Consider the following 20,786-nt stretch of genomic DNA (forward strand, 5'->3'; position numbering starts at 1 on the left):
TAGGCGCCGAAGATCTCCATCAGCTCCGCGTCGGACTTGGTCACAAGCCCCTCCCGGTTGAAACGGCTGGTTACCTCAGCCGCCACTCAAGCCGGGTGAAGCGTCGCCGCGCGCCGGGACACACGAGCAAGATCAAGAGATTACGTGGCCATCGACCAGGATTTTCGATGTCCGCCTATCGGGATGCTTCTGGCCGTCCACCTGGAATGACCTGTCCGCCGACCTGGAGTTTTAGATGACCGCTTACAGGTGCACAGGGAGGTGACGGTCTCCGGTGCTGTCCAGCATCCCCGGTGTCGTGCCCGATCACCTACGGCAAGCCGTACCCATGCGGGGAGGCGCGGCGCAATGCCGGAGACCGTCTCAACGAGAGTACCGCCGTGCCCGATGGGGCGGGAGCGATGGCCGGCAGGCCAGGCCGTGGCCCCCGGAGGTCACCGCAACAGTGACCGCCCGGTGGGGACGAGCCGCAGCCGTTGCGGTGTCCTCACCCACCGTTCGGAAAGGACGGGAAGCACCTCCTCCGACCAGCGTTCCGAGCGCCGCAGGGAAGCCAGATGCTCGTCGAGCCGGCCTTCGTCGGCGAACCGTGCGAACCACACGAAGACCTCCTCACCGATCCGTACCGGCAGCGCCGGGAAGGTGTTCGGGGCGTGCTCCGACCGCAGATACGCCAGTGGCTCGCCGCCGGTCTCGGCGAGCACGGGCCGGACCCGTCGCTCGAAGAACTCGACGAACGCGGTGTCGAACGGGCCGGCGCCGTGCCAGATCGTGGCGAGGACGAGCGACGGCGGCGATGCCGGCGGCTCGCCGGGGGCCGGTCGGGCGTCCGCCGGCGCCGGGAAGCCGCCCCGCGCCGAGGCCGGCCGCAGCAGCAGCACGTCATCGGAGTCGATCATCGTTGCGTTCGCCTCGTCGCGGTGCGCCCGCCAGATCGGCCCGCCGTAGAAGCTCTCCAGTGCCTTCGCGCGGCGCGGCATGTCCTCGAAGCCGCGGAGCCATACGAACCGGTCGGGGTCGTCCAGGTCGCGGAACTGTCCCAGGACGGTCATGCCCGTCGCCTCCTGGGTCTCGACGAACTCCCGGTCGAACAGGTCGATCAGCGCGTCGCGCCGTCCCGGGCGCAGCGTGTACTGCCGCAGCTCGACGATCGGGCACCGTACGGCTTCCATCAGGGTCACTCCTCGTTCAATGTTGTAACAATTTCTGTTACAGCAACGGCCGTGCTGTGACGCGGCGGGATTCGAACCGCCGCGACGTCGGCTAGTTCGTCAGCGTCTCGCGAAGCATGTCGGCGATGGAGGTGTCCGCCAGCTCCCGCCGGATGGCCTGCTCGACTCGGCCGTAGGTCTGGTTGAGGGCGGGCCGGATGCCCCGGCCGACCGGGCACTCCAGGTTGGGCTCGGTGTGGTGCAGGCCGAACGGCTGCTCGCCCCCGACCGCGTCGTACACCTGGAGCATGGTGATCTCCTCGGGCGCGCGGGCCAGGCTCCAGCCCGCGCCGGCGCCGTGGCGGACCTCCACGAGACCGGCTCGCCGCAGGTCGCCGAGGCTGCGCCGGATGATCACGGGGTTGGTGTTGACGCTGGCCGCGACCTGGTCGGAGGTCAGCACCTCCTGGCCGCGGCGTCGCGCCAGCGCCAGCCACGTCAGCGTATGCGTCGCGATGGTCAACCTGCTGTTCGCCGCCATCACCCCTCCTTGTCGTAACATCTTCTGTTACAGCTGCGCGGTGGTCAAACCATGTCGCGGAGACGCGGGGAAGGCCGGCGGCGTGGCCTGGAGCGGCTGGGCTCATCCCCGTCTCGTTCGCCGCGTGTCCGGCGCTCACCTGACGGCCGAACCACGCCGCCGGATTTCGTGGAATCGGCGGGCTCGGAACCGGCTTCTCAGTCCGAGCCCGCCGGGAACCGGGTCACCTTCCTGCCTGCCGCCGATGCCGTGCGGTGCGCGGGGAAGGCGCCGGTGGGACCAGAGATCAGGAGAGGGTGTCCTTGACCTTGAGCTGGCCGTTGTCGATGACGAACTTCTGGTCGGTGTTGTTGTCCTGGCACTGCCACAGGTACATCTGGGTGCCGTTGCCGCGGCTGTTGCTGACGTCGACGCACGCCGGGGAGCCGGCCAGGGCCGTACGGCCGGCGCGCTGATGGGCGGAGGCCGTGGCGGGCAAGGTGGTGACCGTACCCACTGCGGCGTAGACGACGGCGACGGCCAGCAGGCGGTGAGCAATCATGGTTGTCCCCCGAGAGAATTGATCAAGACGCCAGCACCATGTCATCACTGAATGTCACTCATCAATCACCCGATGCATGAAAGCCGTCACGTGGCGGAGCGGGAGCAGGAGAGCGGGCCGGGGTGAGTCTCGCGGCGTTCGTCGGGCCCGTTGGGCGGTCCCTGTGTATGAATGAATCATGACCGCGCGATATGACGGCCAGGCCGATTGGTACGACGGCTACATCGGACCCGGTGCCCAGGCCAACGCCGCCTGGATCGTCGATCTCCTCGGCCCCGGGAAGGGCCTCTGCCTGGATCTCGGGTGCGGTACCGGCCTGTACCTCGAAGCCATCCGGTCCACCGGCCGCACCGTCGTCGGCCTGGACCACTCCGCCGACCAGCTACGCCTGGCCCGCGCCAGGGACGGAGCCCCGCTCCTGCGGGGAGACGCCACGAGGCTCCCGTTCGCCGCGGGCGCCTTCGACACGGTCACCGCGCTGTGGGTCTCCACCGACGTCGGCGACTTCGCCGGCCTGGTGAAGGAGGCCGCCCGCGTGCTGCGGCCGGGCGGGATGCTGCTGTTCTACGGCGTGCACCCGTGCTTCAACGGCCCGCACATCGAGCCGTGCCCGGACGGGGCGGTGGTCATCCACCCCACGTACCGGATCGCGGGCTGGCACAGGCGTTCGCCGTGGTGGCGCGAGGGCGGTCTCCGCGACAGGGTGGGCATGAGCCACGTGCCGCTGCCCGACCTGATCAACGCGTTCGCCGGCGCGGGGCTGAACATCGACCGGGTGACCGAGCCGCGCGAGGACCCCGTTCCCTACGCCCTGGCGGTCAGGGCGTTCAAGGCGTGAAGCGATCGGCGGCCAGGTCGTCCGGGCTGAGGACGCAACCCGCAGCGCCGCCCGTCTCCTCCTGGACGAGGGATGACGAGGGATGGAGCATTCACGATGGGGGTCATGTGCTGATGTCGCCTCATCAGCGCATCTCCGAGCTCCTCGGTCTCGACGCCGAGTAGGTCGTGAGCACTCACGCGGTTTCCTGTGGAGAAGCCGTGCAGGCGGTGTGAGGGTGTGTCGGGAGATCTGGTCGGGTCCCGTCCGCGCCACGAGACTGCCGCCATGCTTCCGGCGAAGAATCCCGTGAAGAAGGCGCCCGGCTGGGCCAGGTGGACGCTCCTCATGGCGTCACTCGGGTGGCTGCTGCTGACCGTCGCGTCCTACCTGTCACTGCCGATGTTCCAGAAGATCTGGTGGTTCGGCAGGCTCGTGACCGGGGTGTTCTGGACCTGGGCCGTCCTGTGGTCTTTCGCCGCCGTGCTGGCCTGCCTGTCGCTCAGGGCCTACGTCCGGTTCTTCGCCGTGCTGGTGGTCACGGTGACCCTGGGGGCGGTCGTCCGGGGGATCGACTGGCAGGCCGTCTACGTCGGCAGTCAGATCCGGCTGCACCGGGAGGAACTCGCCGCGCTCGTCGAGGCGAACGCGGGGGGACGGCGGCTCACCGCGCCGTGGTGGATGGAGTATCTGTCGAAGAACGGCTGGGTGCGTCAGCAGGGAGAGGTCGTCTACCTTCCGGTGTTCGAGGACTCCTGGCGGGCGGAGAGCGCTGCGGGGATCGCCCATCTGCCGGCCCCGCCGACCGCGGAGACGATCGTCCAGACCGCCGCCGGTGACATCGGCCGGCCTGTCCGTGACCTGGGCGACGGCTGGTGGTGGGTGGAATAGGCCGGCGGTACGGGGGCGTGGCCGCGAATCGTCGCCGGCTCCGCCGTACCGGTGCCGAAGGTGGTCGCGGGGTCGGCCGGCATCGGCCTCGCCTGTGCCGGGACGAGGGTGCGATACGGATTCTTTCGGCTGCTGAGAACCTTACAGGGAAGTTCTTCCACCAGGACCTGACGCCTTTCAGGGCGGCGACGGACTGTCAACGGATCTGCGCCGTGCCCTTATTCGCGACATGCGGAGAGTCCTGTCTGCTTTGTTCAGCGTGAGAAAGCGCCGCCGGGTCACTGCGGTCGCCGGGTGGTGACGCCGCCGGCGCACGGTGGAGCGTCATGGGTGCGAAGAGGGCGGAAGAGGACCGTGGGTACCGGGTGCCGCGCCATGCTCATCCAGTCCGGAAGCCTGCCGGTGGGAACATCCGGTACGACTCCGGTGGATGTTAAGGGTTTTCCGCTTGGTGTCCGATTATAAGAGCAATCGCCTATCAAGATAGGCGAATAATCACGATTTTCTTGATGCAGGTTATTTCCCCGCCTAGGGTGTTGTCCCTGTGAAGCCAAGCTGGAAGGTCAAGCTGCTGTCCGTGGCCATGCTGTCCGTGGCCGGATGTTCTTCGCTGCCGGGCTCTGACGTCTCCGCTTCGAACAACGGAGGAGGCGGTCCGCAGAAGTCCGCTTCCTCCGCCCCCGCACCCGCACAACCGTCCCCGCTGCCGTCCGACACCGTGCTGGCCGGCCGTACGGCCGCCGCCGATGGTTTCTACAAGCTCAAAATCGATCTGCTGCAGCTCGACCGGGAGGGCAAGCTGGTCACGGTGAACTACGCGGTGACGGTCACCGGGCACGATCGGGCTTCGGGGTGGGACGTCGGCGACGCCTTCTCGGCCGTGCCCTCCGACGACCCCAGTGCCGACGGGGTCTACCTCATCGACGCCAAGAACGGCAAGAAGCACCTGGTCGCCAGGGATGCCGAGCAGAAGTGCGTCTGCACGGACAGCACCGAGAGCATCATCATCAACACCGACCAGACGGTGACCTTCACCGCGACCTTCGCCGCGCCTCCCGAGGATGTGACCGCGATGGACGTCTATATCCCGCTGGCCGGGACGTTTAAGAATGTCCCGCTCACCTGAGGTGTTGCTGGCGGCGATGCTGCTGCTGGGCGGCGCGGACCCGGATCCGTCCCCGTCCACGGCCGCCGATCCGGCCTCCATCGCCGTGGCGCCCATCGTCGAGTTGAACGCGTCGATCGTCGGGCTGAACGCGTCGACCCTCGACCTGGAGTTGCCGCTCGCCCGCTTGGACGAGTCCCTCATCGACACCGACCGCCGGATCACGCTGGCCGCCGACGTCCTGTTCGCCTTCGACAAGGCGGATCTGTCGGCCAAGGCGCGTTCCCGCGTCGAGCAGGCCGCGGAGATCCTGAAGGAACGCGCGCCTGGCAAGCGGATCCGCATCGATGGATACACCGACGCCAAGGGTTCGGACGCGTACAACGCCGAACTGTCGCGTAAGCGCGCCGAGGCGGTCCGGGTCGCGCTGGATCCGCTGCTGGAGGGCAGCGGCATGACCCTGGCGGCGGCCGGTCACGGTGCGGCCAAGCCGGTCGCTCCGAACGAGGTGACGGTGGAGGGCCGAGTGGTGGACAACCCCAAGGGGCGCGCCCGCAACCGGCGTGTGGAGATCATCATCCCGCGTTGAGCCGGCACCCGGAACACGGCTCTGCTCAGCCGTTACAGGGCCATGAAGCGGTAGGCGGTGTTCCCGCGTGCCGCCGGGAAGCCTGACGGCTGATCGCGGGAAACGGTGCCCGGCCGGTTTGTGAGTTCCAGCCGGACGCCATCGGCTGTTTCAGGGACGCCTGGCCGTGCGTCGTCACAGGCGGACCCGGTCTCCGCCCTCGGCCCTGGTCCCGGCCCTTCCCGGCCTCCAGCCCCTGGCTTCGGCCTCCGATCCCTTGCCCTCTGCCCCCGGCGGACAGCCACGGGGACCTCGGCGGCGGATGCCACCGCCTCGGCGTGCCCGTCGGCAGAAGAGCCATCGAAGGATCACACCCTTGTGTTCCAACACATACGGGTGTAAACACATATGAAACCAAACCGAAACGGCGGTGAATCAACACCATGTACGCCGAGGAGCGGCAGCAGGAGATCCTGCGGCGCGCCCGGGAGGCCGGGCGGGTGGACGTCATGGCGCTGGCGGAGGAGTTCGCCGTCACCACCGAGACCATCCGCCGTGACCTGACCGCGCTGGAGCGGGCGGGCGTGCTGCGTCGGGTGCACGGCGGCGCCATCCCCGTGGAGCGGCTGGGCTTCGAGCCGGCCCTGGCCGCCAGGGACGAGGTGATGACCGCCGAGAAGGAGCGCATCGCCAAGGCCGCCCTCGCCGAGCTCCCGGAGGACGGCGCGGTCATCATCGACGCCGGGACGACCACCGCGCGGCTCGTCCAGGCACTGCCGCCCGACCGGGAGCTCACGGTCATCGTCAACTCCCCGCCCCTGGCGACCGCGCTGGCCGTACGGCCCGGCCTGAACGTGATCATGCTGGGCGGCCGGGTGCGCGGGCGGACGCTGGCCACCGTCGACGACTGGGCCCTGCGCCCGCTCGCGGACCTGCACGTGGACGTGGCGTTCATGGCGGCCAACGGCTGCTCGGTGGACAAGGGCCTCACCACCCCCGACCCGGCCGAGGCCGCGATCAAGCGGGCGATGATCGGCGCGGCGCAGCGGAGCGTGCTGCTCGCCGACCACACCAAGTTCACCAACACCTACCTGGCCCGCTTCGCCACGCTGGCCGAGATCGACCTCGTGATCAGCGACGCCGGCCTGGACGCCGTGACGGCGGCCGAGATCGCGGCGGCCGGGCCCGAGGTGGTGCGCGCATGATCGTGACGCTGACCCTCAACCCCAGCCTGGACCGGACGATCGAGATCGGGTCGCTCGACCGCGGCGCGGTCATCCGCTCCGCGGCCACCCATCTCGACCCGGGCGGCAAGGGGGTGAACGTCTCCCGCGCGCTGCTGGCCAACGCCGTCGGCTCCCGCGCGGTCGTCCCCTACGGGGGAGAGGAGGGCAGGCGGCTGATCTCCCTGCTGTCGGAGGAGGGCATCGACATGGTGACCGTGCCGGTCGCCGGGCCGACCCGTTCCAACATCGCGCTGGCCGAGCCCGACGGCACGGTCACGAAGATCAATGAGCCGGGCACGGCCCTGTCTTCGGCCGAGCTGGACGCCCTCGCCGAGGCGGTGCTCGGCGAGGCGGGTTCCGCGGACTGGGTGGTCGCCTCCGGCAGCCTCCCGCCCGAGGTGCCGGTCGACGTCTACGCCCGCCTCTGCCGCCGCTTCGCCCGCGCGGGCATCCTCGTCGCGGTCGACACCAGCGGGCCCGCCCTGAGGGAGGCGCTGGAGGCGGGGCCCGCGCTCATCAAGCCCAACCGGGAGGAGCTCGCCGAGGCGACCGGCCGGGCGATCACGACGCTCGGCGACGCGATCGAGGCGGCCTCGGCGCTGCGCTCCCGGGGCGCGGGCACGGTCCTGGCCAGTCTCGGGCCCGACGGCGCCGTCCTCCTCGAAGGCGACCAGGTCTGGTACGGCGAGGGCCCGGTCGCCGAACCCCGCAGCACCGTGGGAGCCGGTGACGCCATGCTGGCCGGGTTCCTCGCCGCCGGAGCGCGGGGCGAGGCCGCGCTGGCCGAGGCCCTGGCGTGGGCGACGGCCGCCGTGGGGCTGCCCGGCAGCCGGATGCCCGGTCCGGACGACATCCGCCGCGACCACGTCCGCACCTGCGCGGCCGATCCCGCGCTGCCGCTGCGGTCCGGAGGCTGACTGACCGTGACCGATCCCGCGCTGCCGCTGCGGTCCGGAGGCTGACTGACCGTGACCGATCCCGCGCTGCCGCTGCGGTCCGGAGGCTGACTGACCGTGACCGATCCCGCCCTGCCGCCGCGGTCCGGAGGCTGACGGCCGCCGATCCCGCTCTGCCGCTGTGGTCCGGGGGCCGACAGCGGCGCACCACCACCCCCCCGACCGGCGGCCCCGACACGCCGCCGGTCACCCCGGAAGGAGCACACCGGATGAGCACCGACTACACACCCACCGTCCAGGGGACGGGGGCAAGAGCCACCATCCAGCGTTTCGGCGGGCACCTCGCCGGAATGATCATGCCCAACATCGGCGCCTTCATCGCCTGGGGCCTGATCACCGCGCTGTTCATCCCCACGGGCTGGCTGCCCAACGAGACCCTGGCCGCCCTCGTCGAACCGATGGTCAAGGTCCTGATCCCGGTCCTGATCGGCTACACCGGCGGGCGGATGGTCCACGGCCAGCGCGGTGCCGTGGTGGGCGCGGTCGCCACCATGGGCGTGATCGTCGGCGCCGAGGTCCCGATGTTCCTCGGCGCGATGATCATCGGTCCGCTCGCCGCCTACCTGATCAAGTTGGTGGACGGCTTCACCCAGGACCGGACGAAGGCCGGCTTCGAGATGCTGGTGGACAACTTCACCGCGGGCATCGTCGGCGGCGCCATGGCGATCCTGGGCGTCCTGGGCATCGGCCCGGTCATCCAGACGGTGACCAGGGCGGCGGGCGAGGCGGTCGGCTGGCTGGTGGGCAACAACCTGCTCCCGCTGGCCTCGGTCCTGATCGAGCCCGCCAAGGTCCTGTTCCTCAACAACGCCATCAACCACGGCGTGCTCAGCCCGCTGGGCGTGGCCGAGGCCGCCGAGAGCGGCAAGTCCATCCTGTTCATGCTGGAGAGCAACCCCGGCCCCGGTCTCGGACTGCTGCTCGCCTTCCTGTTCTTCGGCCCCCGGGCGCTGCGTCCCAGCACCCCCGCCGCGATGATCATCCACTTCTTCGGCGGCATCCACGAGATCTACTTCCCGTACGTCCTCATGAAGCCGCGCGTGATCCTCGCGGTCATCGCCGGCGGCGCGGCGGGGGTCTTCACCTTCATCGTCACCGGCGCCGGCCTGGTGGCCCCGCCGTCCCCGGGCAGCGTCTTCGCCTACTTCGCGGTGACCCCCAGGGGCGGCTGGTTCGCCTCCGCGGCCGGGATCGTCGTCGCCACGATCGTGTCCTTCGCGGTCGCGGCGGTGCTGCTGGGCTTCGGCCGGGGCGAGAAGGACGCGGACCCGGGCGCGGACCCCGGCACGAACGCGGATCCGGGCACGGAGGCGACCGTTCCCGCCACCTCATCCGCCACCAAGGAGGCATGACCCATGGCCGGCATCGACGGCAAGGACATCCGCAAGATCGTTGTGGCCTGCGACGCGGGCATGGGCAGCAGCGTCATGCTCGCCACCCAGGTCCGCCGCCAGCTCAAGGGGGCGGGGGTGGAGGTGGTGCACACCCCGGTCAACTCCATTCCCGGCGACGCCGACGTGGTGCTCTGCCACGCGGGACTGGCCGACCGTGCCAGGGCCGCGGCCCCGGGCACCGTACTGGTCCCCTTCCAGGTCTTCATCGGCGACCCCGCCGTGACGCGGCTCGTCGACACCATCAAGAAGGGCGGGACCGTCGGTGGCTGAGACCGCGCCCCTTCCCCTCGACCCGCGCGCCGTACGGCTCACCGCCTCGGCGACCGGCCGGGACGACGCGATCCTGCAGTGCGGCCGGGCACTGCAGGAGGTCGGCGCGGTCGAGGCCCCCTACCTCGACGCCATGCTGGAGCGCGAGCGCGCGGTCTCGACCTACATGGGTGAGGGGGTCGCGATCCCGCACGGCACCCTGAAGGCCAAGGAGGTCGTCAGGCACGACGCCCTCTGCGTGCTGCGCTTCCCGGACGGCGTCGACTGGGACGGCGAGCGGGTGACGGTGTGCGTCGGCATCGCCGCCCGCGGCGACGGCCATCTGCGGCTGCTCTCCGCGCTCGCCCGGATCCTGATGGACCCCGAGCGCGCCCGTGCGCTCCGCGAGGCGGATGAGGTCGCCGAGGTGCTGCGCCTGCTGGAACCGATCGAGGAGGAAGAATGAAGGTCGCCCGTTTCCACGCCCCCGGTGACATCCGGGTCGAGGACGCCGACGAACCCGTCGCCGGGCCCGGGGAACTCAGGATCCGCGTGCGCAACTGCTCCACCTGCGGCACCGACGCCAAGATCCTCAGGTACGGCCATCACCACATCAGGCCGCCGAGGGTCATGGGCCACGAGATCGCCGGGGAGGTGGTCGACGGGACGGGCGACTGGGCGCCGGGCGACCGGGTGCAGGTGATCGCCGCCATCCCCTGCGGCCGGTGCGGCGAGTGCCTCCGGGGACGGATGACGGTCTGCCCGAACCAGGAGTCGATGGGCTACCACTACGACGGCGGCTTCGCCGAGTACATGGTGGCGCCCGAGAAGGTCCTGGCCGTGGACGGCGTCAACCGCATCCCCGAAGGGGTCGGCTTCGCCGAGGCGTCGGTGGCCGAGCCGCTCGCCTGCGTGCTCAACGGCCAGGAGCTGGCCCGGGTCGGCGAGGGCGACGACGTGGTGGTCATGGGCTCGGGTCCCATCGGCTGCCTCCACGTACGGCTGGCCCGCTCGCGCGGAGCCGCCCGGGTGTTCCTCGTCGACGTCAACGCCGGACGGCTGGAGGCGGCGGCGTCGCTGGTACGGCCGGACGCCGCCGTGCACAGCGGGGACGGCTCCGGGGACGTGGTGGACCAGGTGCTCAAGCTGACCGAAGGCCGGGGCGCCGACGTCGTCATCACCGCCGCGGCCTCCGGCGCGGCCCAGGAGCAGGCGCTGCGGATGGCGGCCCGGCAGGGGCGGATCAGCTTCTTCGGCGGCCTGCCCAAGGACGATCCGATCATCCGGTGCGACTCCAACCTGGTGCACTACCGGGAGCTGACCATCGTCGGCGCCAACGGGTCCAGCCCGGCGCACAACGCCCAGGCCCTGCGGCTGATCGCCGACGGGAAGGTCCCCGTCGCGGATCTGATCACCCATCGGCTGCCGCTCCCGGAGGTCCTCGACGGGATCGGCATCGTCAGCCGCGGCGAGGCGATCAAGGTCACCGTCGAGCCCTGACCTGCCCCGGCCGGCCCCGGTCGGAGCGCCGGCCTCGGTCCCGGCCCGCACCGTCCCCCTCGATCCCCCTCGACCCGGCCGGCCGCCCCTTGGCCCCGGCCGGCGTTTCCCCGCCCCCGCCAGAGAGGAAGTCCGGACATGCCGGAAAGGACAGTCGTCATCGCCTCGCGTACGGGTCTGCACGCCCGGCCCGCCAAACTCTTCGTCCAGGCCGCGGCGGCACAGGGGGTGCCGGTGCGGATCCGGCTCGGCACGGGCAAGCCCGTACCCGCCACCAGCATGCTCGCCGTGATGGCCCTCGGAGCGGGACACGGCGCCGAGGTCGTGCTGGAGGCCGAGGGGCCGGGCGCGGACGCCGCGCTCGACTCCCTGGCCGGGCTCCTCTCCCGCGACCTCGACGCCGAGGAGGCGCCCGATGCCTGACCCGACGCCCACGTCCGTCCCCGTATCCGTGCCCGGGACGTTGCGCGGGCTGGGCGTCGGTCCCGGACGGGCCGCGGGTCCGGTCCTCCGGATGGCGGGCCCGCCCCCGCTCCCCGCCCCGGTCCGGGGCGCCGACCCGGACCGGGAACGCGGTGAGGCGCTGCGCGCGCTGGCGGCCGTCGCCTCGGAGCTGGAGGGCCGGGCCGCGGCCGCGTCCGACCCGGCCGCGAGCGCGATCCTGGAGGCGCAGTCGTTCATCGCCGCCGACCCGGGCCTGCTGGAGTCGGTGGAGGGGAACGTCGCGGCGGGGATGGACGCCGCCCACGCCGTCGACGCCGCCTGCGCCGGCTACCGGGAGGCGCTGCTGGCGGCCGGCGGCCTGATCGCCGAGCGCGCCGCCGATCTCGATGACATCCGTAACCGGGCCGTCGCCGAGGTTCTGGGCCTCCCCGTGCCGGGCGTCCCCGATCCCGGCCACCCGTTCGTCCTCGTCGCCGACGACCTCGCCCCCGCCGACACGGCGGGACTCGACACCGGCACCGTGCTCGCCCTGGTCACCGAGCGGGGCGGGCCGACCAGCCACACCGCGATCCTCGCCCGCGCGCTCGGCCTGCCCGCCGTGGTCTCCTGCCCGGGTGCCATGAGCATCGGCGAGGGGACCCGGGTGGCGGTCGACGGGACCACCGGGGAGGTCCGTACCGGCATCGGGGAGGAGGAGGCCGCGGAGATACGGCGGCGCGCCACCGCCGACCGTCTCCGGCGGGCCGCGAGCGGCGGCCCCGGCCGGACCGCCGACGGCCACCCGGTCGAGCTCCTGCTCAACATCGGCTCCGCCGCCGACCTGCGACCGGAGGCGGAGGCCGAGGGGGTGGGGCTCTTCCGCACCGAGTTCCTCTTCCTCGACCGCAGGGAGGCCCCGGGCTTCGACGAGCAGGTCGCGGCGTACGAGGAGGTCTTCCGGGCCTTCCCGGGCGGCAAGGTCGTCGTCCGCACGCTCGACGCGGGGTCGGACAAGCCGTTGCCGTTCCTCGGGGTGGGCCGGGAGCCCAACCCCGCGCTGGGCGTCCGGGGACTGCGCGTCGCGCGCGGGCGGCCCGCCGTACTCGACGTCCAGCTCGACGCGATCGCCGAGGCGGCCCGGCGGTGCGGCGCGGAGCCGTGGGTGATGGCGCCGATGGTCTCCACCGTGGCCGAGGCGGACGACTTCGCCGGGCGGGCGCGGGCGCGGGGGATCACCCGCGTCGGAGCGATGATCGAGGTCCCGGCCGCCGCGCTCCGGGCGGACCGCCTGCTGGAGCGGCTCGACTTCCTCAGTATCGGCACCAACGACCTCAGCCAGTACGCCTTCGCCGCGGACCGCCAGCACGGCGAGCTCGCCGATCTGCTCGACCCCTGGCAGCCGGGGCTCCTGCGACTGGTCTCCGAGTGCGCGCGGGCCGGGCGGGCGGCGGGCAAGCCCGTCGGGGTGTGCGGGGAGGCCGCGGCCGACCCCCTTCTCGCTCCCGTGCTGGTCGGGCTGGGCGTCACCAGCCTGTCCATGTCGGCGCCGGGTGTCGCGCAGGTCCGGGACGCCCTGGCCCTCCGCTCTCTGGAACGCTGCCGGAACGACGCCCGGACCGCCCTGGAGGCCGACGACCCCGTACAGGCCCGGCAGGCGGTCGCCGCGGGCGGACCACCGTGAACCGATCACCCGGCCGGTCGTCGCCCCAGCGGGAACGCGGCGACGGTGTGCCAGGAACCGGGCTCCCGCGAGCCGCTGATGAGCAGGACGTCCTCGACCGCGGCGCGGATCGGCGGGTGCGCGGAGACGGTCCGCGGCCCCTCGCCACGGTGAGGATCCGCAGAACAGAGCCTAGAGCGCGGGTGCGGACGCCTCGCGGGCGGAGACGAGGACGTCGAGGACGGCTCGCGTCTGGGACCAGGGGACCGGGCTCGGAGCGCCCTTGATCATCGCGAGGAACGCCTCGATGACGCCCTCGTAGCCGAGGTCGCGAGCCGGCGTCGCGCCGCCCTCGATGAGGACGGACTCACTGCCGTCGCGCCGGTGGAGCACGATCTCGTACGACTCGGTGTCCGACACGCCCAGGACCTCGACCGTTCCCGGGACGCCGTTCGCCCAGCGCATCGCGAGCACCCCGGTGTCCTCCGAGCGCAGCCCCTCGTACGCGCGGATCGACCCGGCGGCGCCGGCGAGCCGTACGTCGGGCCCGAGCAGTGCTACGAGCAGCTCCACCCCGTGCACGCCCATGGTGACGAGCGTGCCGCCGCCCTCGCCGGGCGTGTCCTGCCAGGGGTTGTAACCGGTGGCCCACAGTCCCACGTCGTGCCGTACGGTCACCCGGACCGCGAGGACACCCGTGAGATCCACCCCGGCGGCGGTGAACGCCGGGGCGAAGCGCAGCACGGACGTGGACATGACCCGGTCGGCGACCGGCGTGACCAGCCGGTCCACGGCGTCGAGCTGGGCGCGGGTGGCCGCGGCGGGTTTGTTGACGAAGACCGGAGCGCCCGTGTCCAGCACGGCCGCGAGCGCGTCCGGCACCCGCGGTCCCGGGACGGTCAGCACGACACCGTCCGGCCGGGTGGCGAGCAGGTCCGCGAGGCCGCCGGCCACCGTCGCCCGCGGGTGTTCGTCGGTGAACACCCGCAGGCGCTCCGGATCCGGCTCCCAGACCACCAGGTCGGCGTGGCGCCCGAGACTGCGGGCGTCGGCGTACGGGTGGCTGGTGGCCAGACCGGCCAGGGCGATGAGCACGGGACTCAGGATAGAGGAGGCGTCACGGCCGGTACCGGTACAGGCGGGGCCCTTCGGCGAAGTGGACGTCACCGGAGGAGTGCACCGCCAGGTGCTGGAACGCGCCCTTCTTCAGCGTCACGTGCCTGAGGCTGCGCGGGTCGAGCGAGAACAGCTCCCGGCCCGCGTGGGTGCCGTACAGCAGCCGGTCGACCGGGTCGAAGGCGAGCTGGCCGCCGGCGCTCCGGCTGTCCGACAGGGCGACGCGGCCGATGACGCGGCGCGCGCGCACCTCGACCGAGAAGACCTCGCCGCCCGCGATGCCCCACAGGCGACCGCGGTCGTCGAAGGTCAGCGCGGGGATGGCCGGCTTGCCGGGCGCGGGGACGATGTCCCACAGCAGCCGGTTCTCCGCGACCGACCAGGCGAAGAGCCGCGCCTCGGTCTGGGTCGGCTCGGTGGCCGACTGGCCGCCGTAGATGGAGGTGCCGCCGTAGAGGACGCCGTCGCGGTAGGCGAGGGAGACGATGCTCTGATCCTTGATCAGATTGCGTTCGGTGTGCTTGAGACCGCCGGTCGCCGGGTCCCAGATCGCCAGGACGCCGCCGAGCCGCCCCAGGTCGGGCATGGTCCCGGCCGCCAAGTAGCGTCCGGCCGAGACCAGCGCGCGCGGGCGGATCTGCTTGTCCGCCGCGAAGTCGAACAGCCGGGCCGGGTTGGCCGCCGGGCCGGGTTCGGGGCTCGGCGAGTACTCGGTGCTGTTCCACGGCAGCGCCGGGTCGTAGGCGTACACCCGGGCCTGGGGGTAGGCGCCGACGTAGAGCTTCCCGGCGTGGGAGGTCATGGCCTCGCTCTGGGAGAAGGTGTGGAACTCCTCCCGCGCTCCCGTCACCGGGTCGAGCGCGGCGAAGCCGCCGTTGAGGAAGCCGCCCGTGTAGACGCGCCCGTCCGGGCCCTCCGCGATCGCGGTGATGTCGATGGGCTCGCCGGGGATGTCCGTCTGGACGAATGATTTCGCCCCGGTCTGGGGGTTGTACCGGAACTCCAGGCCCCGCCAGAGCAGACCGACCAGGCTCCTGCCCGGGTAGCCGTCGATGCCGAGCTCGGCCCAGCCGATCCCTCGGCTGTTGGCGACCCGGCCGGTGATCGGCATCCCGGTGGAGGTGACGGCGCGCGTCGCCGGGTCGTATCGGACGAGCTCGCCGGACTTGACGAGGTAGACCCCGCCGCGCTCGTCGGGGGCGGACACGTCCAGGCCGTGCGCCGCGTCGAGCGTGTCGGTCCACGCCCCGGCCGCGAGGTCGTACACGCGCAGGGAGCCGGGTGACGCGTCACCGAACCGGACGTAAAGATGATCACCGCTGACGTTCACGTCGTACGCCCACTTGCCGGCCGGGTCGAGGCCGCCGGGGGTGGGCAGGCTGCGAACGCTTCCGGTCGCGGCGTCCACCGCGAGGACCGCGGCCGGAGCCTCGGTGCCCACGTAGATCGTGCCGTCGTGCACGGCGATGCTGCGGGTGTAGTCGTGGGTGGGCGAGAGCCTGCCGTAGTCGCGGAAGCCGGTCGCGGGGTTGTAGGCGAACAGCCGCCCGCCGGGCGAGGTGCCGCCGTAGACGGTGCCGTCGGGCCCGGCCGCGAGGGACCAGACGAAGTCGTCCGACGCGATCGGGCGTCCGAGGTCCTGGACCCCGCCGGCCTCGGTCCACCGGTAGAGCCGGCCGTCGCCGTACGAGCCGACGTAGACGTCCCCGGCGGGGGTCGCCTCGACGGCGTAGGAGCCGCCCGCGCCCGGCAGGTCGTAGCGGGCGAGCACCTCGCCGGTCGCGGGGTCGACCGCGTTGAGCCGGGCGGGGGTGCCCGAGGACGCGCTCCACAGCACGGTCCGGCCGCCCGGTCCGGGGGCGACCGTCCCGCCGATGAGCAGGACGTCCTGGAGGGGGACGCCGAGGTCCTCGATCGTCCCGGCGTCGGCGGCGGCCGGGGAGGCCGTGAGCAGCCCGGCCGCCAGGAGGCAGGCGAGCAGGGATCTCCAGGTGCGGTTCATGTTCTCCGTCCGGGGGGTGTCAGCAGAGACGGTAGGTGTGGAAGTTCTCGTTGCGCGAGAGGTACATGTGTCCGTCGGGTCCCTTGAGCAGGAGCGAGATCGGGCGCGCGATGAGGGTGAAGGAGAGGGTGGCCCGGTCGATCCGGTAGGCCTTGCCCTGGGCCTTGCCGTAGAGGCGGCCGTCGGAGCCGAGGGTGATGGCGGTGTCGAGCCAGACCTGGGTCTGGGAGCCCCACGCGTAGGTCTGGTGCCTGGCCGTACGGAGGGTCGTTCCGGTGGCCGGGTCCATCTCGAAGACCGCGTCGGGGGTCAGGCCCCACAGCATGCCCCGGTCGTCGAAGGTGATGGAACCGAGCGCGAGGTCGCCGGGGACGGGTGCGGTCCGCCACAGCACCTTGTCGGTGGCGATGTCATAGGCGAAGACGTACGCCGCCGTGTCCTGCGGCACGCCGGTGGCGCCGAAGGCGGAGGTCGCGCCGTAGAGGACGCCGTCACGGTGGGCGAGACCGATGACGCTGTGGCCCGGGACGATGTTCCGCCTGATGACGGCCTCGCCGGTCTCCGGGTCGAGCAGGCCGAGCGCGCCGCCCACGGTCCCGGCCTTGGGAACGGTGCCGAAGGCCAGCCGGTCGCCCGCCGAGACCATCGCGAACGGGCGGTCCTGCTCATGGTCGGCCAGGTTGAGCAGCAGCCGGGGCTGGGAGCCGTCCCATTCGTAGATCCGGGCCCACGGGTAGACGCCCAGGTAGAGCTTGCCCTTGTGGGTGACCATCCCCTCGCTCTGGCCGACGTTGGGCCAGAACTGCGACTCCCCGGTGGCCGGGTCGTAGGCGGCCAGGCCGCCGGTGAAGAAGCCGCCGGCGTAGATCCGCTGGTCCGGTCCGACCGTCATGGAGCGGATGCTCACCGGCTGCCCGGTCAGCGTGGCGTCCAGCAGCTCGCCCCGGCGGGTCTTCCGGTCGTAGTGCCAGATGCGGCCGGTCGAGCTGGTCCCGATGAGGGTGGTGCCGGACCAGCCCAGGACCCTTGCCGCGCCGCCGCCGAAGTCGGTGAAGCCGGTGCGGGTGATCTTCTCGGTCTTCAGGTCGTAGGCGACGAGTTCGTCGTGCTGGACCAGGTAGACCTGGTGGCCGTGCCGTCCGCCGCCCACGGTGAGGCTGTCGACGTCGTCCACCAGGTCGGTCCAGGCGCCCGAGGCGAGGTCGTAGACGCCCATCGGGTTGCCGTCGGTGGAGGTGGCGAACCGGACGAGCAGGTGGTGGCCGACGACGTCCAGGTCGTAGGCGGTGCCGTGGCCCTCGATCGGCGGTTCGATGACGGCGGTGGTCGTGCCGTCCTTGACGACGGCGACCTTCATGCTCTGCGCGCCGACGCCCGCGTACACCGTGCCGTCCTCGCCGACGGCCAGGTCGCGGACGTACTGCTCGCCGGGGACGGGGCTGCCGAGGTCGGTCGTCTCGCCGGTGGCCGTGTCGTGGCGGAAGAGCCTGCCGGAGGGCGAGGTGCCGCCGTAGACGGATGTGCCGTCGGCGGCGACCGTCCAGACGAAGGTCTCACCGGCGATCGGGACGCCCAGCTCGCTGACCGTTTCGGTGTCCGGCGCGTACCGGAACAGCCGTCCCATCGCGTCCGCCGCCGCGTTGTACGAGCCGACGTACACCGAGTGGTCGGGCGTGACGGTCACGGCCCACGAGCCGAGCGCCCGCGGGAGCGGGCGCTCGGCGACGAGGCGGCCGTCGAGCGCGTCCCGGACCCCGAGGATCGCGGGCCCGGACGCGCTGGAGGTGACGGAGTAGACGCGCGGACCGCCGGGCGCGTCCGGGTCGTAGGCGGCGCCCGCGGTGGTGGCGCCGCTCAGCGGGAGCCTGCCGAGGGTGGTGAATCCGCACCCCGTGGGCGGCGCGGCGGCCGCCCGGGCGGGGGCCGGTGGGCTGAGCGGGGACAGAGGGGAGATGGGGGAGAGCGGCGTGAGCGCGAGGACGAGCGCGAGCGCCGCGGCCCGCCCCGCGCGTGATCGGAAAGCCGGCATGCGGTTCTCCTTTTCCAGTGAAGGCACCGGAGGGCACCGGGGGAGTGTCCTGCCGGTGACGAGCGGGTTGCCGCCCCCGCCCGGCCGCGCCGGCGTCACGCCAGCACCTTGTGCAGGGCTTCGACGAGGTCGGCGGGGTCGTCCATGAGCATGTTCTGGCGGACCCAGACCACGGTCCGGGCCGCCTCCTCCGCGGCCGGGCAGGGCTCGGCCCGTGCCGCGTGGAGGGCGTCCAGGGTGCCCAGGGGCGGGTATCCGGCCTCCAGCGGCACGCCCTCGGCGGCCATGGCGGCCAGCAGCCGGGCCCGGTCCACCGACGGGTCGTGGCGGAGCATGAGGAGGTGGCGCGAGTCGCGGGTGGTGCCGGGCGGTGCGGGCACCGCGCTGACGGGCAGGCCGGTGAGGTCGAGCGCGCGGCAGAACGCCTCCCGCCGGTCGATCTCCGCGTCGAGCCGGTCGAGCCAGGGCAGCAGGAGAGCGGCCTGGATGTCCGTCAGCCGCAGGTTCCAGCCGACGGCGGGATGGCCGTACCATTCGCCGCCGATGGCGCGGCCGACGTTGCAGGCCGACCAGATCGCCGCGTGCGCCGCCGCGTCGCGGCAGACGATGAGGCCGCCCTCGCCGGCGGTCATGGCCTTGCTCGACTGGAAGCTGAACACCCCGGCGTCCCCCAGGCCCCCCACCGGCCTGCCGCGGTACTCCGCGCCGTGGGCCTGCGCGGCGTCCTCGATGACCTTCAGCCCGTGCCGTGCGGCCACCGCGGTGATCTCGTCCATCTCCGCCGGGCCGCCGGCCAGGTGCACCGGCATGACCGCGGCCGTCCGGCCGGTCACGGCGGCCCCGACGGCGGCGGGGTCGAGGCGCAGGTGGCCGGGGTCCACGTCGACGATGACCGGGGTCGCGCCGGTGAGCAGCACGGACGTGGCCGAGGCGACGAAGGTGTACGCCGGGACGATCACCTCGTCCCCCGGGCCGATCCCGAGTCCCCTCATCGCGGCGAACAGACCGAGGGTGGCGTTGCCCACCGTGACGCCGTACGGGACGCCGGCCCGGCGGGCGAAGGCGGCGGTCAGCTCGGCGCAGACCGGGCCGCCGCCCCACCGGCCGCTGTCGAGCACCTCGGTCACCAGGGCGCGCTGCCGGTCGTCGAGGGGCGGCGGCCACTCGGGCCAGGGCCGGGTGCGGACGGGGACTCCTCCGTCGATGGCGGGTTTCACGGCTGGTTCCTCCCGAGGACGCGTGCGAGGTTGCCGCCGAGGACGCGCGCCCGGTCGTCGTCGGTGAGCGGTGCGAGGGCGGCCCGTCCGAAGCCCTGCCGCAGGTCGAGGAAGCAGGCGTCGGAGCCGTAGATCACCCGGTCCGCCCCGGCCAGCTCGACGAGCCGGGCCGTCCAGCGGCCGGTCATCTTGGAGCCGCAGGTCTCCAGGTAGAGGCTGGGATGTTCGGCCGCGATGCGGGCCGCGCGGGCGAAGCCGTACGGGTGGAGCCCCGCGTGCCCCATCAGCAGCGGGACCCGCGGGTGGCGGCGGGCGACCGTGCCGAACCGCTCCGGGTCGCTCCACGGTGAGTCCGTCTGGCCGTGCGCGAGGACCGGCAGGCCCAGCTCCCAGACGGGTTCGTAGCGCGGGTCGTCCAGGCGGCACTGATGGACGTCCGGGTGGAGTTTGATCCCCCAGATCCCCGGGGAGCCGACCGGGTTGCGCCGGTGCGGGTTGTAGACCTCCCAGACGCCGAAGCGCCCGGGGTGCGCGGCGGCGGCCTCGAAGGCCAGCCGGTTGCCGGTGACCGGGTCGGGGCCGACGGCGAGCAGGTGGCTGACGCCGATGGCGTCGATGCCGAGGCGGTCCATGAGGCCGACCATGCCGTCGGCGGACGGGTCGGGGATGAGGAAGTCGGGCCAGGTGCCGAGGTGCCCGTGGGCGTCCAGGATCATCGGCCCGCCTCCCCGAGCAGATCGCCCCCCGCGGCGATCAGGGCCACGTCGTCCGGGGGGAGGTCCAGGTGGTCGAGGAGGAGACGCGGGCCGCAGTCGTCCATGACGGGCGCCCCGGTGCCGAAGACCAGGCGGCGCGCGCCGAAGCGCTCCGCCAGCCACTCGACCCCGCGCTGGGTGTTCACCGTGCCGATCTCCAGGTAGACGTTGGGGGCCTCCGCCATCAGTTCGGCGACGGCGCGGAGCCGCCGGTAGCCGGGATTGAGGACCAGGAGTTTCGGGACGTGCCGTGAGACCTCGCGGAGCTGGGCCGGGGACGCCTCCTCCAGGTCGACGGCGACGGGAAGCCCCAGGGCGTCCAGCCAGCGCCGCGTCGTCGGCCCGGTCACGTCGAACCGGTGCCGTTCCGGGCAGAGCCGGACCATCGGCACGTCCCACGCCGGCGGCTGCTCCGTCGCCGTCGGCACCAGCACCGGGACGGGAAGGAGCCGGGGGTCGTCCAGCGCGCGGAGCGCACGGTTTCCGTCCTCGGGGTCGCTGTACAGGCTGAGCGTGTGGGTCACCAGGGCGCGATCGACGCCCAGCCGGTCCATGTCGGGCCGTGGGTCCGCCGGCAGGTCGTCGAACGGCACGGGTCCTATGAGCCGGTGGGCATCGATCACTAATTTCGGCATGGGCCGAAAC

At 72.5% G+C, this 20,786-nt stretch carries 21 protein-coding genes; 12 read left to right on the forward strand and 9 right to left on the reverse strand.

The features are described 5' to 3' along the window. Window positions 1-434: 434 nt before the first annotated feature. The 3 genes from AB0D67_RS29765 to AB0D67_RS29775 form a co-directional block, all read right to left on the reverse strand. On the reverse strand, window positions 435-1,172 hold the full coding sequence (locus tag AB0D67_RS29765; RefSeq protein WP_362943235.1) for an NIPSNAP family protein: 738 nt from the start codon (window positions 1,170-1,172) through the stop codon (window positions 435-437). 91 nt (window positions 1,173-1,263) lie between these two features. Further along, entirely contained in the window at window positions 1,264-1,692 is a 429-nt protein-coding gene (locus AB0D67_RS29770) for an Rrf2 family transcriptional regulator (RefSeq protein WP_362943238.1), read from the reverse strand. 286 nt (window positions 1,693-1,978) lie between these two features. After that, entirely contained in the window at window positions 1,979-2,233 is a 255-nt protein-coding gene (locus AB0D67_RS29775) for a hypothetical protein (RefSeq protein ID WP_362943241.1), read from the reverse strand. A 178-nt stretch (window positions 2,234-2,411) separates the two neighbouring features. Between AB0D67_RS29775 and AB0D67_RS29780 the strand changes: the two genes are divergently transcribed. From AB0D67_RS29780 to ptsP, 12 genes are all read left to right on the forward strand, one after another. Beyond that, window positions 2,412-3,071 (forward strand): class I SAM-dependent methyltransferase, encoded by a 660-nt coding sequence (locus AB0D67_RS29780; RefSeq protein ID WP_362943244.1) that lies wholly within the window; start codon window positions 2,412-2,414, stop codon window positions 3,069-3,071. Between the two features lie 267 nt (window positions 3,072-3,338). Beyond that, the gene (locus tag AB0D67_RS29785; protein WP_362943247.1) at window positions 3,339-3,941 is read left to right on the forward strand and encodes a hypothetical protein; all 603 of its coding nucleotides are present in this window, start codon (window positions 3,339-3,341) and stop codon (window positions 3,939-3,941) included. A 544-nt stretch (window positions 3,942-4,485) separates the two neighbouring features. Then, complete coding sequence (locus tag AB0D67_RS29790; RefSeq protein WP_362943250.1) at window positions 4,486-5,067, forward strand: hypothetical protein; 582 nt, start codon at window positions 4,486-4,488, stop codon at window positions 5,065-5,067. Next, complete coding sequence (locus AB0D67_RS29795) at window positions 5,051-5,635, forward strand: OmpA family protein (protein ID WP_362943253.1); 585 nt, start codon at window positions 5,051-5,053, stop codon at window positions 5,633-5,635. Before AB0D67_RS29790 ends, AB0D67_RS29795 begins: the two co-directional genes overlap by 17 nt. Before the next feature lie 422 nt (window positions 5,636-6,057). Then, window positions 6,058-6,819, forward strand: a complete 762-nt coding sequence (locus AB0D67_RS29800; RefSeq protein ID WP_362943256.1) for a DeoR/GlpR family DNA-binding transcription regulator — start codon at window positions 6,058-6,060, stop codon at window positions 6,817-6,819. Then, entirely contained in the window at window positions 6,816-7,757 is a 942-nt protein-coding gene (gene pfkB / locus AB0D67_RS29805; RefSeq protein ID WP_362943260.1) for a 1-phosphofructokinase, read from the forward strand. Before AB0D67_RS29800 ends, pfkB begins: the two co-directional genes overlap by 4 nt. Window positions 7,758-8,005: 248 nt before the next feature. Beyond that, window positions 8,006-9,148 (forward strand): PTS mannitol transporter subunit IICB, encoded by a 1,143-nt coding sequence (locus AB0D67_RS29810; protein WP_362943263.1) that lies wholly within the window; start codon window positions 8,006-8,008, stop codon window positions 9,146-9,148. Between the two features lie 3 nt (window positions 9,149-9,151). Then, window positions 9,152-9,460 (forward strand): PTS lactose transporter subunit IIB, encoded by a 309-nt coding sequence (locus tag AB0D67_RS29815; protein ID WP_189250402.1) that lies wholly within the window; start codon window positions 9,152-9,154, stop codon window positions 9,458-9,460. Further along, the gene (locus AB0D67_RS29820) at window positions 9,453-9,905 is read left to right on the forward strand and encodes a PTS sugar transporter subunit IIA (RefSeq protein ID WP_362943266.1); all 453 of its coding nucleotides are present in this window, start codon (window positions 9,453-9,455) and stop codon (window positions 9,903-9,905) included. Before AB0D67_RS29815 ends, AB0D67_RS29820 begins: the two co-directional genes overlap by 8 nt. After that, a complete protein-coding gene (locus AB0D67_RS29825; RefSeq protein WP_362943269.1) occupies window positions 9,902-10,939 on the forward strand; it encodes a zinc-dependent dehydrogenase in 1,038 nt (345 codons plus the stop codon). Before AB0D67_RS29820 ends, AB0D67_RS29825 begins: the two co-directional genes overlap by 4 nt. Window positions 10,940-11,077: 138 nt before the next feature. Continuing rightward, window positions 11,078-11,362 carry an HPr family phosphocarrier protein gene (locus AB0D67_RS29830; protein ID WP_362943271.1) on the forward strand — a complete coding sequence of 95 codons (285 nt, stop codon included), beginning with the start codon at window positions 11,078-11,080 and terminating at the stop codon, window positions 11,360-11,362. Continuing rightward, window positions 11,355-13,043: a phosphoenolpyruvate--protein phosphotransferase gene (gene ptsP / locus AB0D67_RS29835; RefSeq protein WP_362943274.1), complete on the forward strand. Its 1,689-nt coding sequence runs from the start codon at window positions 11,355-11,357 to the stop codon at window positions 13,041-13,043. Before AB0D67_RS29830 ends, ptsP begins: the two co-directional genes overlap by 8 nt. Before the next feature lie 171 nt (window positions 13,044-13,214). Here ptsP and AB0D67_RS29840 read toward each other — a convergent pair whose 3' ends face one another. The 6 genes from AB0D67_RS29840 to AB0D67_RS29865 all read right to left on the reverse strand — a co-directional run bounded on the left by AB0D67_RS29840 (window position 13,215) and on the right by AB0D67_RS29865 (window position 20,776). Further along, on the reverse strand, window positions 13,215-14,117 hold the full coding sequence (locus AB0D67_RS29840) for a Gfo/Idh/MocA family oxidoreductase (RefSeq protein WP_362943277.1): 903 nt from the start codon (window positions 14,115-14,117) through the stop codon (window positions 13,215-13,217). Between the two features lie 22 nt (window positions 14,118-14,139). Beyond that, on the reverse strand, window positions 14,140-16,140 hold the full coding sequence (locus AB0D67_RS29845; protein ID WP_362943280.1) for a PQQ-binding-like beta-propeller repeat protein: 2,001 nt from the start codon (window positions 16,138-16,140) through the stop codon (window positions 14,140-14,142). Between the two features lie 19 nt (window positions 16,141-16,159). Next, window positions 16,160-18,169 carry a hypothetical protein gene (locus AB0D67_RS29850; RefSeq protein ID WP_362943283.1) on the reverse strand — a complete coding sequence of 670 codons (2,010 nt, stop codon included), beginning with the start codon at window positions 18,167-18,169 and terminating at the stop codon, window positions 16,160-16,162. A 95-nt stretch (window positions 18,170-18,264) separates the two neighbouring features. After that, the gene (locus AB0D67_RS29855) at window positions 18,265-19,386 is read right to left on the reverse strand and encodes a DegT/DnrJ/EryC1/StrS family aminotransferase (RefSeq protein WP_362943286.1); all 1,122 of its coding nucleotides are present in this window, start codon (window positions 19,384-19,386) and stop codon (window positions 18,265-18,267) included. Further along, complete coding sequence (locus tag AB0D67_RS29860) at window positions 19,383-20,102, reverse strand: amidohydrolase family protein (RefSeq protein ID WP_362943289.1); 720 nt, start codon at window positions 20,100-20,102, stop codon at window positions 19,383-19,385. The genes AB0D67_RS29855 and AB0D67_RS29860 overlap by 4 nt, the downstream gene beginning before the upstream one ends. Continuing rightward, window positions 20,099-20,776, reverse strand: a complete 678-nt coding sequence (locus AB0D67_RS29865) for an amidohydrolase family protein (protein ID WP_362943292.1) — start codon at window positions 20,774-20,776, stop codon at window positions 20,099-20,101. Before AB0D67_RS29865 ends, AB0D67_RS29860 begins: the two co-directional genes overlap by 4 nt. Window positions 20,777-20,786: the final 10 nt, after the last annotated feature.

The organism is Streptosporangium sp. NPDC048047 (assembly GCF_040653115.1).
Lineage (GTDB): Bacteria > Actinomycetota > Actinomycetes > Streptosporangiales > Streptosporangiaceae > Streptosporangium.